Source organism: Bradyrhizobium sp. HKCCYLS20291 (assembly GCF_051167715.1).
GTDB lineage: Bacteria > Pseudomonadota > Alphaproteobacteria > Rhizobiales > Xanthobacteraceae > Bradyrhizobium.
Genome location: NZ_JBNPTO010000005.1, coordinates 373,116 through 389,487 on the forward strand (window position 1 = coordinate 373,116; position 16,372 = coordinate 389,487).

Consider the following 16,372-nt stretch of genomic DNA (forward strand, 5'->3'; position numbering starts at 1 on the left):
GATCATGTCGACCCGCCGCGCCGTCATCCTGTTCTGGCAGATCGCGATCCTGGCCATCGTGCTCATCGTCTGGCAGTGGGGCTTCGAATGGAGCAAGGCGGTGCTGCCGAAGGCTTATGTGCCGAAGATCCTCGATCCCTATTTCGTGGCGAAGCCGACGCTGATCTGGCAGAGCTTCCTGCGGCTCGGCTGCCTCAGCGATCCCGCCGGCCTGGCCGCCTGCGTCGGCAATACCGACAACAACCTGTGGACTGCCACCCTGGTCACGCTCAAGAACACCTGGTGGGGCTTTCTGTTCGGTTCGCTCTCCGGCATCGCGGCCGGCGTGGTGCTCGGGCGCTCCGACTTTCTCGCCCGCGTGTTCGGCCCCTACATCATCGCGCTCAACTCGATCCCGCGCATCGCGCTGGTGCCGCTGGTCATCCTCATCTTCGGCCTCGGTGATCTCTCGAAGATAGCAACCGCATGGCTCGTCGTGTTCTTCGTGGTGTTCTTCAATACCTTCGAAGGCACCCGCGCGGTCGATCGCGACCAGATCGCCGCGGCGCGCCTGATGGGCGCGAGCGAGATGATCGTGCTGCGAACGGTCGTCGTCCCCTCGGCGCTCGCCTGGGTGTTCGCCTCGCTGCTTCCCGCGGTGTCGTTTGCCCTTGTCGGCGTGATCGTCGGCGAATTCATCGGCGCCGAACGCGGGCTCGGCAAGCTGATCATCGAGGCCGAGGCGCGCGCCAATGCCAGCGAGATGATGGTCGCGATCTTCGTGATGATGTTCGTCGGCATCCTGCTCGCGCTCGCGGTGCAGTCGCTGCAGTCCTATTTGCTGCGCTGGCAGCCGCAGTTCGAACGGTCGAGGTAGAGCGGTCTGCGCGAGCGGTAACCAAAGCCGTGCGTTTGCGGTCTGCAAAGGCGATCGACTATCCTGCTCCCCAAATGACAGCTCGTCCTTCATCCCCATCTTCCGCTGCACATCGGAACCGTGGAGAAAGCAAAGCGTCATGTTGAATCTCGGACGATTGATTCTCGGCGGCGTGCTCGCGCATCTGCTTTGCGCATCGGCGTTCGCCGCCGCCCCGGAAACGGTCTATTTCAAGAGCGCAGACGGCCAGGACGAGATCGTCGGCTATCTGTTCAGGCCGACGGCGGGCGGGCCGTATCCTGCCGTCGTCATGCTGCACGGTCGTGCCGGCCCCTACTCCGCCAACGACAACGCCGGCTGCACCTTGGTCGCGCGCTCCGTGACGTCGCGCTGCAACGCGGCCACTCTGTCGAAGCGGCATCAGATGTGGGGACAGTTCTGGGCCGAGCGGGGCTACCTCGCACTGCTGCCTGATAGTTTCGGTCCGCGCGGCAAGGCGCACGGCTTCGGCCGGTTCACCCACCGCGATCCGGACCGCGACAGTGTCAACGAGCTGACCGTGCGTCCGCTCGACGCCGAGGGTGCGCTCGCCTATCTGCTCGCGCGCGGCGACGTCGTTGCAAACCGCGTCTTTCTGCAGGGATGGTCCAATGGCGGCAGCACGACGCTGAACGTGATGATCCGGCAACGCGCACGGCCGGGCTTCCGCGCCGCCTTCGCCTTCTATCCCGGCTGCGGAAAGGAGGCGCTGCTCGAATCCACGGTGACGACGACGACGCCGATCACGCTGCTGCTCGGATCGGACGACGAGGAGGTCTCGCCGGACATCTGCCAGCACGTGGCGGATCGTTCGCGCGCCGCGGGCACGCCGATCGATGCCGTTCTCTATCCAGGAACGACGCACGGTTTCGACGATCCCGGCAACAAGCAGCAGTCCGTTCCGGGCAATGCCGCAGCAAAGGCCGACGCGATGTCGCGCGTGCTCGGGATCGTGAATGGCTTCGCTCGCTAGGGTATTGGCACAACCGCACTTGCTCGCGAGTTCGAGGCCGAAGCCCTGCGACGGCACCACCGCGTATCCGGTATTGCAAAGCTGAAGCCATCTTTGCTGCAGCGCAGATGTCGGCGCAGGCGTGCTGCGCAGTCGCGTTCGCTTGACACGAGAGGTGCAGCCTCTAGTCTTGACAGTGCGGCCTACATGGCCCGACCGGTGGTCTCATCCGGCGTTCTCATGCGATCCGACGAAAAGCTCCGCTCCGGCCAAAGCCGAGAACGTGCGAGCAGTGTCATAAAGATGTTCCTGGGAGGGAATAATGAATAGACGCGAGACGCTCAAGCTGATGGGCGGAGCCATGTCCCTGGCCGGCCTGCCGAGTCTGGCCTGGGCTGATACTCCGAAGGAAATGGTCACCGTCGTCAAGATCGCAGGCATCCCGTGGTTCAACGCGCTGGAAAAGGGAATCCAGAAGGGCGCCAAGGATTTCAGCATCAACGCCAGCATGGTGGGCCCGGCGAACGTCGACCCGGCGCAGCAGGTCAAGCTGCTGGAAGACCTGATTGCCAAGAAGGTTGCCGTCATCGGCCTCGTCCCGCTCGACGTCAAGGTGTGCGAGCCGGTTCTGAAGCGCGCACAGGCCGCAGGGATCAAGGTGATCACGCATGAAGGTCCGGAGCAGGAAGGGCGCGACTGGAACGTCGAGCTGATCGATTCCGTCCGCTTCGGCGAAGTGCAGATGGAGCGCCTCGCCAAGGACATGGGCGGCAAGGGCGAATACGTCGTCTATGTCGGCACGCTGACGACGCCGCTGCATAACAAGTGGGCCGATGCCGCCATCGCCTACCAGAAGAAGAACTTCCCCGACATGAAGCTGGTCGCCGACCGGTTTCCGGGCGCCGACGAGATCGACACCAGCCAGCGGACGACGCAGGACGTCATCAAGGCCTATCCGAACCTCGCCGGTATTCTCGGCTTCGGCTCGAACGGACCGATCGGCGCCGGCAACGCGGTTCGCCAGCAGCGTCTGCAGAAGAAGATCGCCATTGTCGGCACCGTGCTGCCGAGCCAGGCCAAGGCGCTGATCAACGACGACATCATCCGCGAGGGCTTCCTCTGGAATCCCACGGATGCAGGCTACGCGATGGTGTCCGTGGCTTCGCTCGTGCTCAGCGGCAAGCCGATCACCGATGGCATCGAGGTGCCCGGCCTGGGCAAGGCGGCGGTGGACGTGGCTGGAAAGCAGATCAAGGTCGACAAGATCATGCGGATCAACAAGGAAACCGTCGACGGCCTGATCGCCGGCGGACTCTGATCCATCACATCGCGCTCCGGGCACTGTGCCCGGGGCGCGACGTTGCCGATCCCGCGCGTGCTGCCGTCTCCCTGCAGCGCGCGTCATTCTGGCCGCTCCTCACTCTTGCCGCTCCTCTTGCCGGCATCTTTCTTCAGTTCGAGACCAAGACCTTGGCGCCATTCCTGGACATGTCCGGCATTTCAAAGCGCTTCGGCGGCGTCCATGCCCTTCGCAATGTGGACCTGACGTTGGAAGCCGGCGAAGTGCATTGCCTGGTCGGCGAAAACGGCTCCGGCAAGTCGACGCTGATCAAGATCATTTCCGGCGTGCAGGCCCCCGAGCCCGGCGGGCGTATCTCGATCGCTGGCCAGGACTACCCGCATCTCAATCCGGTCCGCTCGACCCATTGCGGCATCCAGGTGATCTACCAGGACCTGTCGCTGTTTCCCAACCTCACCGTGGCGGAGAACATTGCGATCGGCCAGCATCTCGGCGGCCTGCGCAAGGTCGATTGGGCGGCGATGCGCACCATTGCGCTGAACGCGATGGCCAAGGTCGGCGCCGAGTTCGATCCGGACACCAAGGTCGCCGAGCTGCCGATCGCCGGACGCCAGCTGGTCGCGATCTGCCGCGCCTTGGCGGCAGATGCCAAGCTCATCATCATGGACGAGCCGACGGCGTCGCTGACCCGGCACGAGGTCGATGCCCTGATCGCTTTGGTCAGCGAACTCAAGCGGGCCGGCATGTGCATCGTTTTCGTCAGCCATCGGCTGGACGAGGTGCTCGAGATCGCCGAGCGCGTCACCGTCCTGCGCGACGGCGCCAAGGTCGGCACCTTCGCCGCCGACACCATCGACAGCCGCAAGCTCAGCCATCTGATGACCGGCCACGCCTTCGACTACGACATTCATCCCTACAATCTCGCGGGCGCGCCGGTGGTGCTCGAGCTGCAGGGGCTCGGTCGCGACGGCGACTACGAGGATATCGATCTGACCTTGAGGTCCGGAGAGATCCTCGGCCTCACCGGCCTGCTCGGCTCCGGCCGGACCGAACTGGCGCTGTCGCTGTTCGGCATGAACCCGCCCGATCGCGGCGCCATCCTGCTCGACGGAAAGCCGGTCACGCTTGCCTCCAATGCGGACGCGATCCGCAAAGGCATCGCCTATGTGCCGGAGGACCGGCTCACCCTGGGTCTCGTTCTCGACCAGTCGATCACCTCGAACCTCACGCTCACCGTTCTCGAGCGCCTGGCGGGCCCGCTTGGGCTGATCAGCGCCGGGACGCGGAAGGATCACGTCGCGCAATGGGTGTCCAAGCTCGGGATCAAGGTGTCCGATCCGGAGAACCCGGTGAAGACACTGTCGGGCGGCAACCAGCAGCGGGTCGTGCTGGCGAAGTGGATGGCGACCAACCCACGCGTCCTCATCCTCGACAGCCCGACAGTGGGCGTGGACATTTCCGCCAAGGACGGCATCTACGACGTCATTCGCCGCCTCGCGGACGCCGGCGTTGCAGTCTTACTGATATCCGATGAGATCCCCGAGGTGCTCTATCACAGCCATCGCGTGCTGGTGATGCGGCACGGACGGTTGACCGTGGATGTCCCGTGCTCGCAAACCTCCGAGCCGGCATTGCGACAGGCGGTCAATGCCTGACAGTCTCAAAGCCGCATTGGCACGATTCCGGCGCAGCCACGAATTCTGGCTGCTTGCGGTCATCCTGGTGCTCTGTGCTGGCCTCGGCATCGCCAACGCGCAGTTTCTGACCATGCAGAATCTGTTCGATCTGCTGACCTCCTACGCATTCGTCGGCATTCTGGCGCTCGGGCTCCTGGTCGTGCTGATCGCCGGCGGGATCGACATCTCATTCACCGCGACCGCATCGGTGGCCCAATATGTCGCGCTGGCATTGGCCAATGCCTATGGCGCAAACTGGTTCACCGTGTTCGCGATCGCGTGCGGCGTCGGCCTCGCGCTCGGCGCCATCAATGCGCTGTTCATCCAGACGCTGCGCATCCCCTCCATCATCGTCTCCGTCGCCACGCTCAACATCTTCTACGGCCTGTTGATCTTCGTCACCGGCGGCAAATACATCTATTCGCTGCCGGACTGGTTCGCGACCGGCATCTTCTGGTTCGAGTTCGATTGGGGCCCGACCAGCTCGTACGGCGTCAACCTGCAGATCCTGGTGCTCGGCATCGGCTTCCTGGTGACCTGGCTGCTGCTGAACCGCACCAATATCGGCCGTCAGGTCTACGCGATGGGCGGCAATCCGGACGCCGCGCAGCGGCTCGGCTTTCACACCTTCAGGCTCAATGTGCTGGTCTACTGCTACATGGGCGTGATGGCGGGTGCCGCCTCGCTGGTGCAGGCGCAGCTCGCCCAATCTGTGGCGCCCACCGTGCTGGTCGGCAAGGAGCTCGACGTGGTGGCCGCCGTGGTGCTCGGTGGCGCCAGCCTGTCGGGAGGCGTCGGAACGGTGTTCGGCACGTTCCTCGGCCTGACCTTGCTCGCCGTGTTGCAGAACGGGCTGATCCTGCTCGGCGTGTCGTCCTACTGGTCGCAGCTGTTCGTCGGGCTCGTGATCCTGATCTCGGTGTCGGTGACGGCGTGGTCGCAGCGCGAACGGCGCGCAAGGCGAGTGCGGGCATGAAGCAGGAAACCTCGCTCTCGCTGCTCACGCGCGTCGGCCGCTTTGTCGGCGGCGGCACCATCGGGACGCTGATCCTGCTGCTGGTGTCGCTGTGGGTCGTGTTCGCGCTCGTGATCGGCGACCGCTTCTTCTCGGCGAGCACGCTGCAATCAATGGCCTTTCAGATGCCGGAGCTCGGCATCCTGTCGCTGGCGATGATGCTCGCTCTGCTGTCCGGGGGACTCAATCTCTCGATCATCGCCACGGCGAATCTCACCGGCCTCACCATCGCATTCGTGCTGACGCGCATGGTGCCCGGCAGCGAAGGCATCGCCTGGGTGGGATGGCAGCTGGTGGCGATCGCCGCCGGCTTCGCCGTCGCCGGGCTGATCGGACTCATCAACGGCTACGTGATCGCCTATCTCGGCGTGTCGCCTATCCTGGCCACGCTCGGCACCATGACGCTCTGCAAGGGCATTGCCATCGGGCTGACCCGCGGCAACGTGATCTCCGGCTTTCCCGATCCGATCATCTTCATCGGCAACGGCACCATCTTCGGTGTGCCGTTCGCCCTCGTCGTCTTCGCGCTCTGTGCTATTCCGGTGGCGATCCTGCTCAACGCCACGCCATTCGGCGCCCAGGTCTATCTGATCGGGTCGAACGAGAAGGCGACACGCTATTCCGGCGTCGATACCCGCGCCGTGCTGTTGCGGCTCTACGTCTATTCGAGCCTGCTCGCCGGCGTCGCCGCGGTCGTGATGATGGCGCGGTTCAATTCCGCCAACGCTGCCTATGGCGAGAGCTACCTCCTGGTCACGATCCTGGCCGCGGTGCTGGGCGGGGTCGATCCGTTCGGAGGATTCGGCAAGGTCGGCGGCCTGATCCTGGCGCTGGCGATCCTGCAGATGATCTCGTCGGCCTTCAATCTGCTCAACCTCAGCCAGTTCCTCACGCTGGCGATCTGGGGCGGCACTCTCATCGCCGTGGCCGCCGTGCCGCATCTGCGCGCCTTGCTGCGAAGGTGAGGCCTGCGATGCACGGCGCGGCAGCACCTTCCAGGATCGCCGTCCTCGACATCGGCAAGAGCAACCTTAAACTCCTGGTCGCGAGCGATGACGGCTGGCCGATCGAGACGTTGTCGATTCCAAATTCTGCTACGACCTCCGACCGTTATCTCGCCTACGATCTGGCGGCGCTGGAAGGCTGGTTCCTCGATGCCTTGACCGAGGTCGCGCGGCGCCACGCCATCCGGGCCGTGGTCGCGACCGCGCATGGCTGCTCCGCTGTGCTCACCGACGGTCAATCGCCGGTGCTGCCGATGATGGACTACGAGGCGGTTTCGCCGCCCGAGATCGATCGCGCGTATGAAGAGATCGCGCCGCCCTACACCGAGGTGTTCTGCTCCAATGGTTCGGGAGCGATGCGGCTCGCCAAGCAACTGCTCTGGCAACAGACCGCATTCCCGACCGAGTTTGCCCGCGCCACCTTGTATCTCACCACGGCGCAATACATCGCCATGCGGCTCGGTGGCCGCGCCACGAGTGAAATCTCGCAGCTGGCTGCGCAGGGCCATATCTGGGATGCGATCCGGCAGCGACCGTCCTCGATCATGCGCGCGCGAGGCTGGGACCGGCTGTTGCCGCCGCGCGAGACGGCGGGGGCCGTGCTCGGGACGGTGTCCGAAGCAGTGAGCCGCCGCACCGGCCTGTCGCCGTCGACCGAGATCCTTTGCGGGGCGCACGATTCAAACGCCAATTTGTTCCGCTACAAGGCCGCCGGCCTGCGCGAGGCCTCGGTGCTGTCGACCGGGACCTGGATGATCTGCTTCAACCGCGGCCTCGATCCGGCCCAGCTCGATCCCGATCGGGCCATGGTGCTCAACGTCGATGTCGATGGCGAGAATGTGCCGTCGACGCTGACGATGACGGGACGGGAGTATGATCTGATCCGGCGCGACCACCTGGCCGACGACGCGGCGGTGCTGGCCGCGATCCCCAGGCTTTGCGCGCAGCGGACGCTGGCGCTGCCCTCCTTCGTCGGCGACGACGGACTGTTTCCCGGAGCCGGCCGGCGCGGCCGGATCACGGGCCCGTCGCCGCTCGCGCCGTCGGAATGGCAGGCGCTGGCGGCGCTCTATGCCGCGTTCACCGCCAGCAAATGCCTCGATGAGCTGGCGAGCAGCGGGCACGTCATCATCGACGGCGGCTTTGCAGTGAATGCACCTTTCGCGCGGGCGCTGGCGACGCTGCGGCCGGGTCAGCGCGTGTCGCGGAGCCAGTCGCGCGATGGTACCGCGCTCGGTGCCGCGCTGCTCTGGAAGCGTTCGTCCCGTACCGCACCGGTCTCGAGCGTTCTGCTCGATGAGGCCACCCCGCTCGACGACGTCGCCGAGCGCAGGCAAGTTCTCGAGGCCTACCAATCCTGGCTCGTCCAATCGGAGCAATCAGCATGACCAGAGACCACCACACGATCCTTCGCCAGGGCATTGTCGAAACCTGCCGGGAAATGAATCGCACCGGACTCAACCAGGGCACGTCGGGCAATCTCTCGCACCGGATTCCCGGCGGCATGCTCATCACACCGACCTCGCTGCCCTATGAGCAGATGACCACAGACGACATCGTCGCGATGGACTTTTCCGCCGAGTATGAGGGCAATCATCGGCCGTCATCGGAGTGGCGCTTCCATCGCGACATCCTGAAGGCGCGGGACGACGTCAATGTCGTGCTGCATACGCACTCCACCTTCTCCACCATCCTGGCGGTGCACGAGCGCGCGATTCCGTGCTTCCACTACATGGTCGCGGTCGCCGGCGGCAATGACATCCGCTGCGCGCCCTATGCCTGTTTCGGCACCCAGGCCTTGTCGGACCACGCGCTCGCCGCATTGGACGGACGCAAGGCCTGCCTACTCGGCCATCACGGACTGATCGTCACCGGGCCGACCTTCGAGAAGGCGCTCTGGCTCGCGGTCGAGGTGGAGACCTTGGCCAAGATGTACGTCCATGCGCTGGCGATCGGCGAGCCGCCGCGCCTGACGGAGGCCGACATGGCACAGGTCCACGAGCAGATCCGCCGCATGGGCTATGGCCAGGCCCCGGATCTGGATGGCGTGGGAGATCTGCCGCGGCTGAAGTCGGTCTGAGACACGAAGAGCGCAGTCTCATTTTCTGGTCCCCAGCCGATGACGGGCTCGTCACGTCATTGATACCCACGCGCCTTTCCGCGCCGATGATCTCACCGCCGCATCGATGAACTTCACACCGGCGAGGCCATCCTCGACGGTCGGGAACAGGACCTCGCGATCCGGCTTTGCTCCGGCCCTTGCTGCTCGAATGGCGAGCGCGGCCTCGGCATAGATCGTCGCAAAACCTTCGAGATAGCCTTCGGGGTGACCCGAGGGCACGCGGGTGACGCGAGCCGCGTCATGGAGCGCGCCCGCGCCGCCGCGGGTCAGGAGCTGCTTGGGCCGCCCATGCGGCGTGAACCAGAGCTGGTTCGGATTCTCCTGGGCCCATTCGAGGCCGCCCTTGCTGCCATAGACGCGCAGCGTCAGGCCGTTCTCGTTGCCGACCGCGACCTGGCTTGCCCAGAGCAGGCCCTTGGCTCCGCCCTTCCATCTCAGCAGAATCTGGACGTCATCATCGAGCCGCCGTCCCTCGACGAAGGTCGACAGCTGCGCGAGCAGTTCATCCAGTTCGAGGCCGCTGACAAAGCAGGCGAGATTATAGGCGTGCGTGCCGATGTCGCCGATGCAGCCGCCCGGGCCGGAGCGGGCCGGGTCGGTGCGCCACGCCGCCTGCTTGTGATCGCTCTGCTCCAGCCGCTCGGTCAGCCAGTCCTGAAGATATTCGGCCTGCACCAGCCGGATGTCGCCGAGCTCACCACTTGCGACCATCGCCCGCGCCTGCCGCACCGTCGGATAGCCGGTGTAGTTGTGCGTCACCACGAACACCTTGCCGGTCGACCGCACCAGAGCCACCAGCTCTTCGGCCTCGGCCACGGTCGTCGTCAGCGGCTTGTCGCAGATGACGTGGATGCCGGCCTGCAGAAAGGCTTTCGCGACCGGAGCGTGCATGTGGTTCGGCGTGACGATCGACACCGCCTCGATGCCGTCGGCGCGCGCCGCTTCAGCCTTGGCCATCTCTTCGAACGAGCCATAGGCGCGATCGTCGGCGATGCCGATCTCCCTGGCCGATGCCTTGGCCCGGGCCGGATCGGACGCGAGCGCCCCGGCGACCAGTTCGAACTGGTCGTCGATGCGTGCGGCGATGCGATGGACGGCGCCGATGAAGGCCCCCTGCCCGCCGCCGACCATTCCCAGCCGGATGCGCTGACGTCGACCGGCTTCGTTGCTTGCGTTGATGGCCATGTGCTCCTCCGCTCAGGCGAGGCCGAGCATCTTGCGGTTCGCCATGTCGTCGGCGCCCGAACCTGCGAAATCGTCGAAGGCCTTCTCGGTGACCTCAATGATATGATTCCTGATGAAGTCGGCGCCCTCGCGCGCGCCCTGTTCGGGATGCTTGATGGCGCACTCCCATTCCAGCACGGCCCAGCTGCCATAGTCATATTGCGTCAGCTTGGAGAAGATCGCGCCGAAATCGACTTGGCCATCACCGGGCGAACGGAAACGGCCGGCCCGATCGACCCAGCTCTGAAATCCGCCGTACACGCCCTGGCGTCCGGTCGGGTTGAACTCGGCGTCCTTGACGTGGAAGGCCTTGATGCGCTCGTGATAGATGTCGATGTAGTCGAGATAGTCGAGCTGCTGCAGCACGAAGTGCGAGGGATCGTACAGCAGGTTGGCGCGCTTGTGGTTGCTCACCCGCTGCAGGAACATCTCATAGGAGACGCCATCGTGCAGGTCCTCGCCGGGGTGGATTTCATAGGCGATGTCGACCCCGTGCTCCTCGGCATGATCGAGGATCGGCCGCCAGCGCCTGGCGAGCTCGTCGAACGCGGCCTCGACGAGTCCGGGCGGACGCTGCGGCCACGGGTAGATGTAGGGCCACGCCAGTGCGCCGGAGAAGGTCGCGTGGGCGGTGAGCCCGAGCCGACGCGACGCCAGGATCGCCCGCTTCACCTGGTCGACGGCCCAAGCCGCGCGCGCCGTTGGATTGCCGCGGACCTCCGGCGCTGCGAACCCGTCAAAGGCCGCATCGTAGGCTGGGTGAACGGCAACCAGCTGGCCCTGGAGATGGGTCGAGAGCTCGGTGATCGCCAATCCATGCCGCGCCGCAATGCCCTTCACCTCGTCGGCATAGTCCTGCGACTCGGATGCCTTGGTGAGGTCGAAGAGCCTGCCATCCCAGGTCGGGATCTGAACCCCCTGATATCCGAGGGACGCCGCCCACCCGCAGATCGCATCGAAGGAATTGAACGGCGCCGCGTCCCCGGCGAACTGGGCCAGAAACAATCCGGGTCCCTTGATCGGCTTCATCGCATGCTCCCCTTCTGTCGTGGGTTCCCTCAAGCGCGTGCTCGAGGCATGCGAGTGTGCCACCGAGACCGACCCTACGGCTAGGGCGGAATCATCGCGCTGTTCACGACGATTGCCGCCGTGCGCCATTGGGGCGGACCAGCGGCTACGGCGCGCGAATGCTCATCCGCGCCCACAGTGCCGCCGTTGACGGGCCGAGAGTTAAGAATCAACCGCGGCTCGGACCGAACGGCACCCAAACCTTTTGGTAGCGCTGGAGCGCTACCGCCTCTCCCCACACCAGCCAAATCTGCGATATCTCATCCTCTCCTACGCATGAGGGGGGCGAAGAGGGCGAGGAAAGTCAACTGTTGCGCTCCAGGCCCAGCCTCTCCGTTCAATGATGGGCAAGAATCTCACCAAGAAACTGCCTGGTGCGGGCATGCTGTGGATCGCCGAAGAAAGCCTCCGGCGCGCCTTCTTCGATGATCTGGCCTTCAGCCATGAAGATCACGCGGTCGGCCACTTGACGGGCAAAGCCCATCTCGTGGGTGACGCAGATCATGGTCATGCCGTCGTTGGCGAGGCCGATCATCGTATCGAGCACCTCCTTGACCATTTCGGGATCGAGAGCCGAGGTCGGTTCATCAAACAGCATGACCTTGGGCTGCATGCAGAGCGCACGCGCGATCGCGACACGTTGCTGCTGACCGCCTGAGAGCTGGGCCGGATACTTCTCGGCCTGGTCACCGATGCGCACGCGCTCGAGATATCTTCGCGCCGTCGCTTCCGCCTCAGTCTTGCTGACACGGCGCGCGCGAATGGGGGCGAGCATGCAGTTCTGCAGCACCGTCATATGCGGAAAAAGATTGAAGCTCTGAAACACCATCCCGACGTCCTGCCGTACAACGTCAATCGCCTTGATGCTGTCGTCCAGCCGATGACCGTTCACCACGATACTGCCCTGCTGGATCGGCTCCAGCCGGTTGATGCAGCGGATCAGCGTCGACTTGCCCGAACCGGATGGACCGCAGAGCACGATCTTTTCACCCCTGCGCACGGTGAGATCGACGTTGCGCAGAGCCTGGTACCCGCCGTACCACTTCTGTACGCCCTTCATTTCGATCAGGGTCTGGTCCTGCATGCTGGCCTCCGCTATCGAGCGGCGGCCGACGCAGATCGCGCCGGCCGCTCGCGTGGCTACTGGACGGTGAACGGAACGCCGGTGATCGAGTCTGGGAAGGCCGGCACGGGCACCTTCATCCATTTGGCGTAGAAGGCGGCCAGCCTGCCGTCCGACTTGATCTGGTCGATGAACTTGTTGACCGTCTCGTTCCACTCCTTCTCGCCCAGCCGCGTGCATGCGCCATTGTACAGCGCGGTGAAGTGGAGCTTGGGCTCGAATCCGAGGTCTGGCTTTGCTGCGTTCAGACGCTGCGGGTAGAACAGGTTTGCGCCGACGGCCTGGACCTGCCCGGAAAGCAGCGCCTGTATGGTGGCCGCGTCATCGTCGAATCGGCGGATCTCGGTGCCCGACGGGGCGTTGTTGGTGACCTGTGTATCTTGCGTGGACGAGCGCGGAACGCCGATGACGTATTTGCCCATATCCGCATTGCTGCTGATCGGCGTTGCCTTCGCGGCAACAAGCGTGATCTCGTTGGCGACATACGGCTTGGAATACTGCACCGCCTTGGCGCGGTCCGGCAGCATCGCCATGGTCGCGAACAGGATGTCAACGCGGCCCGTGGTCAGAGCAGGGATACGATTAGCCACGGCCAGCGGCGTGAACTCGGCCTTGACGCCAAGAAATTCAGCGAAGGCGCGCCCCATGTCAGCATCGATGCCGTCCTGCTTTCCCGAACTATCGACGTAGCCCCAAGGAGGATTGTCGCCCTGAATACCGATGACGACGACTCCCTTCTTCTTCACGTCGTCCAACGTCCCGGCCTGCACTTTGCCCGCGGTGGCTACAGCTGCCAATGCGAGCAGCGCGATTCCAAGGTGGCGGCGAATGATCGAATGTAGCATTTTCTTTCTCCTCCTCTTTGCGGCGGCTGTGTTTTGATTGGGCAGGTGTGCCGCTCCTACCTTTGATTTGCTGGGGAAAGCCTGGCCTCCATCCGGCTGCCCCACCATGAGAGTGGCCAGCAGAGGACGAAATACATTGCGCCGACCACGCCGAAGACGAGCAGCGGCTGGAAGGTCTGATTCGATACGATCTGGCCGGCGCGGGCGAGTTCGATGAATCCGACGATCGCGGCGAGCGAGGTGCCCTTGATGAGCTGCACGAGATAGCCGATGGTTGCCGGCAGCGAGATGCGGATCGCCTGCGGCAGCACGATGTCGCGCATGCGGGATGAATAATGCAGCCCGAGCGCCATCGCCGCCTCGGTCTGGCCGCGCGGCACGGCCTGTATCGCGCCGCGCCAGATCTCGCCAAGAAAGGCCGAGGCATTCACGGTGAAGCCGATCGCCACCGCGACGAAGGCGTCGAGCTTCAGCCCGGTCAACGCCAGTCCGTAGTACACGACGAAAAGCTGCAGCAGCAGCGGAGTGCCCTGGAAAATCCCGATATAGATGCGGACGGCCCACTCCACGCCCTTGTGACCACAGGTACGCAGCAGTGCGACGGCCAGCCCCGCGGTGCAACCGCCCGCAAACGCGACCAGCGTCAGCAGCATCGTCCATTGCAGCCCACGCAGCAGGAAACCGAACTCAGGGAGGCCGAAATGCGGTGCCATGATCTCCCCCCTCAGCGTGTCGGATACGACAAGAAGCGATGAGAGATGGCGGCGAAGCCCAGCATCAACAGCCAGGAGATCGCGAGGTAGAGGAAGGTGACGGAGAAGTAGACCTCGAAGCTGCGGAACGTGTCGCTTTCGATGCGCTGAGCAACCGACGTCAATTCATAAGCCGACACCGCCGAACAGATCGACGAGGTCAGCGTCAGCATGATGAACTGACCGGTCAGCGAGGGATAGATCGCGCGGAGCGCGGGCTTGAGGACGATGAACCGGAAGACCTGTCCTCTGTGCAACCCCAGAGCGTAACCGGCCTCCAACTGTCCTTTGTGAATGGACTGTACCCCGCCGCGGATGATCTCGATGGCGTAGGCGCCGCCATTGACACCGAGTGCGATAATGGCGGTGGCCGTCGGGTTGAGCTTCAATCCGATGAGCGGCAGGGCGAAGAACAGAAAGAAGATCTGCACCAGGAAAGGTGTATTGCGCACGATCTCAACGAAGCCGATCACCAGAGCACGCAACCAGGCCGCCTTCGCATCGCGCGCCGCGACACCGGCGACACCGATCATCATCGCGAGCGTCATTCCGGCAAGCGCAAGGCCCGACGTACCCACGCAACCCAACAGCAGCGCGGGCATCGCATGCCAAACCACCGAGAAATCGAGCGTGTAGCCCATCCTGCGTTTCCTCTCGGGCGTTGTGCGTACCGCTCGCCCATCGGCCGGGTGTCACCCTCCCAGGGATGCGAAAGTTGCAAAGAAGATGTCTGGATCAGGTGAGATGCCCGTGAACAGGCGGAATGCTTCGGTGCCCTGGAAGATCGCCATGCCACCGCCATCAAGCGTGCGGCAGCCCAGGGCTCGCGCTGCGCGGAGCAGTGCGGTCTCCAGCGGGAAGTAGATGATCTCGGCGACCCAGAGACTCGGACGCAGCAAGGCTGCCGGTAGCGGCGTCCCTGGATACTTGTCCATGCCGATCGGCGTCGCGTTGACGATTCCGTCCGCGGCAGCCACGGCGGCTGCGACATCCTCGCCGACCTTCAGGCGTCCCCTTTCGAATCGAGACGACAACCCGTCGACCACGCTCTGCGCCTTGGCCAGGTCGACGTCGATGATCGTCAGATACTGCACGCCGAGCTTCATGAGCGCGAACGCAACTGCGGCGCCTGCCCCACCCGCTCCGAACTGGACGACGCGGCCGAGCGGCGCGCCCTGCATGTTGCGGCGAAAATTCTCCGCGAAACCGAACCAGTCCGTGTTGTGGCCGATCAGTCGACCGTTCCTGATGACGACGGTGTTCACGGCGCCAAGCGCCTTGGCGTCCGGCGAAAGCTCGTCCAACAGCGGAAGGATCGCCTGCTTGCAGGGATGGGTCACGTTCAACCCGTCGAAGCCCATCCGCGTTGCGGCCTCGAGCAATTCCGGCAATGTCTCCACGCCGAGCTTCAACTCTGCGAGGTCGATCTTCTTGTAGAGATATCGGATGCCAGCGGCGTCGGCCGCGGCTTCGTGCATGCGCGGGGTGCGGGATGCCGCGATGCCGCTGCCGATCAGGCCGACGAGAAAGCTGGACTTCGGATGAACCGCCAACATGCCGCTGCCCCGTCAGCTCAAGGGAACGGTCAGCTTGGCGATCACCTCAGCCGTGCTCGGGCGAACGCCGCGCCACCAAACAAAGGCTTCCGCCGCCTGCTCGACCAGCATGCCGACGCCGTCCGCCAGCTTGGCTACACGTTCGGCGCGGGCGGCACGTAGAAAAGGCGTCAATCCCTTGCCGTAGGCGAGTTCGTACGCCAGCTTTGCGCCCTGGAAGACATTCCCTGGAACCGGTGGCATTTCGCCACGCAGGCTGGCCGAGGTCGCGTTGACAACGATGTCATAGCCTTCGGCAAGGTCGGCCAGTCCTGCATAGCCGCTAACAATCAGCGGACCACGGCCGGCGAACTCCTCAGCCAGGGCCACAGCTTTGGACAGCGTTCGATTGACGAGCACCAGCTCTGACGGCTGCTGGCGCAGGAACGGCAGCAGCGCACCACGCGCAGCTCCTCCGGCGCCCAGCATCAGGACGCGGCGGCCTTTCATCGTCACACCGAGGTTCACCGTGATGTCGCGCACGAGGCCGACACCGTCAAAATTCTCGGCAATGATCCGGTCGCCCTCGAACTTCAGGCAGTTCACGGCGCCGGCCTGCTTTGCGCTGTCCGACAGCTCCGTCGCATAGACGAAGGCGTCAAGCTTGAATGGAGCGGTGACGTTCAGCCCCTTGGCGCCCTCAGCGCGAAATTGATCGACCCGTCCGGCAAAGTCTCCAAGCGGGGCTTCGATTGCTTCATAGGAAAGGTCCTGTCCGGTTGCGTCGGCGAACGTGCCGTGGATGAAGGGGGACTTCGTGAACCCGATCGGATTGCCTATGACGGCATAGCGGTCAGTCAT

At 64.3% G+C, this 16,372-nt stretch carries 16 protein-coding genes; 8 read left to right on the plus strand and 8 right to left on the minus strand.

Going from position 1 to position 16,372, the window contains the following annotated elements; all coding sequences use genetic code 11:
• Positions 1–4 precede the first annotated feature (4 nt).
• The 8 genes from ACQR07_RS14660 (at position 5) to ACQR07_RS14695 (ending at position 8,922) form a co-directional block, all read left to right on the plus strand.
• Positions 5–856, plus strand: a complete 852-nt coding sequence (locus tag ACQR07_RS14660; protein WP_434902972.1) for an ABC transporter permease — start codon at positions 5–7, stop codon at positions 854–856.
• 139 nt (positions 857–995) lie between these two features.
• Positions 996–1,868, plus strand: a complete 873-nt coding sequence (locus ACQR07_RS14665) for a dienelactone hydrolase family protein (protein ID WP_434902973.1) — start codon at positions 996–998, stop codon at positions 1,866–1,868.
• Positions 1,869–2,169: 301 nt separating this feature from the next.
• Complete coding sequence (locus tag ACQR07_RS14670; protein ID WP_434869534.1) at positions 2,170–3,165, plus strand: autoinducer 2 ABC transporter substrate-binding protein; 996 nt, start codon at positions 2,170–2,172, stop codon at positions 3,163–3,165.
• A gap of 170 nt (positions 3,166–3,335) precedes the next feature.
• A complete protein-coding gene (locus ACQR07_RS14675; protein WP_434902974.1) occupies positions 3,336–4,802 on the plus strand; it encodes a sugar ABC transporter ATP-binding protein in 1,467 nt (488 codons plus the stop codon).
• A complete protein-coding gene (locus tag ACQR07_RS14680) occupies positions 4,795–5,799 on the plus strand; it encodes an ABC transporter permease (protein ID WP_434902975.1) in 1,005 nt (334 codons plus the stop codon). Before ACQR07_RS14675 ends, ACQR07_RS14680 begins: the two co-directional genes overlap by 8 nt.
• Complete coding sequence (locus tag ACQR07_RS14685) at positions 5,796–6,803, plus strand: ABC transporter permease (RefSeq protein WP_434902976.1); 1,008 nt, start codon at positions 5,796–5,798, stop codon at positions 6,801–6,803. Before ACQR07_RS14680 ends, ACQR07_RS14685 begins: the two co-directional genes overlap by 4 nt.
• An 8-nt stretch (positions 6,804–6,811) precedes the next feature.
• Positions 6,812–8,230: an FGGY-family carbohydrate kinase gene (locus ACQR07_RS14690; protein WP_434902977.1), complete on the plus strand. Its 1,419-nt coding sequence runs from the start codon at positions 6,812–6,814 to the stop codon at positions 8,228–8,230.
• On the plus strand, positions 8,227–8,922 hold the full coding sequence (locus ACQR07_RS14695; protein WP_434902978.1) for a class II aldolase/adducin family protein: 696 nt from the start codon (positions 8,227–8,229) through the stop codon (positions 8,920–8,922). Before ACQR07_RS14690 ends, ACQR07_RS14695 begins: the two co-directional genes overlap by 4 nt.
• Positions 8,923–8,973: 51 nt before the next feature.
• Here ACQR07_RS14695 and ACQR07_RS14700 read toward each other — a convergent pair whose 3' ends face one another.
• From ACQR07_RS14700 to aroE, 8 genes are all read right to left on the minus strand, one after another.
• Positions 8,974–10,149 carry a Gfo/Idh/MocA family protein gene (locus tag ACQR07_RS14700; protein WP_434902979.1) on the minus strand — a complete coding sequence of 392 codons (1,176 nt, stop codon included), beginning with the start codon at positions 10,147–10,149 and terminating at the stop codon, positions 8,974–8,976.
• A gap of 12 nt (positions 10,150–10,161) precedes the next feature.
• Positions 10,162–11,217, minus strand: a complete 1,056-nt coding sequence (locus ACQR07_RS14705; RefSeq protein ID WP_434902980.1) for a sugar phosphate isomerase/epimerase family protein — start codon at positions 11,215–11,217, stop codon at positions 10,162–10,164.
• 376 nt (positions 11,218–11,593) lie between these two features.
• Complete coding sequence (locus ACQR07_RS14710; protein ID WP_434902981.1) at positions 11,594–12,340, minus strand: amino acid ABC transporter ATP-binding protein; 747 nt, start codon at positions 12,338–12,340, stop codon at positions 11,594–11,596.
• Positions 12,341–12,396: 56 nt separating this feature from the next.
• Complete coding sequence (locus ACQR07_RS14715) at positions 12,397–13,224, minus strand: transporter substrate-binding domain-containing protein (RefSeq protein ID WP_434902982.1); 828 nt, start codon at positions 13,222–13,224, stop codon at positions 12,397–12,399.
• A 56-nt stretch (positions 13,225–13,280) separates the two neighbouring features.
• Positions 13,281–13,937 (minus strand): amino acid ABC transporter permease, encoded by a 657-nt coding sequence (locus ACQR07_RS14720; protein ID WP_434902983.1) that lies wholly within the window; start codon positions 13,935–13,937, stop codon positions 13,281–13,283.
• Positions 13,938–13,948: 11 nt separating this feature from the next.
• Positions 13,949–14,617 carry an amino acid ABC transporter permease gene (locus ACQR07_RS14725; protein WP_434902984.1) on the minus strand — a complete coding sequence of 223 codons (669 nt, stop codon included), beginning with the start codon at positions 14,615–14,617 and terminating at the stop codon, positions 13,949–13,951.
• A gap of 51 nt (positions 14,618–14,668) precedes the next feature.
• The gene (locus ACQR07_RS14730; protein WP_434902985.1) at positions 14,669–15,532 is read right to left on the minus strand and encodes a shikimate dehydrogenase; all 864 of its coding nucleotides are present in this window, start codon (positions 15,530–15,532) and stop codon (positions 14,669–14,671) included.
• Between the two features lie 12 nt (positions 15,533–15,544).
• Complete coding sequence (aroE, locus tag ACQR07_RS14735) at positions 15,545–16,372, minus strand: shikimate dehydrogenase (protein ID WP_434902986.1); 828 nt, start codon at positions 16,370–16,372, stop codon at positions 15,545–15,547.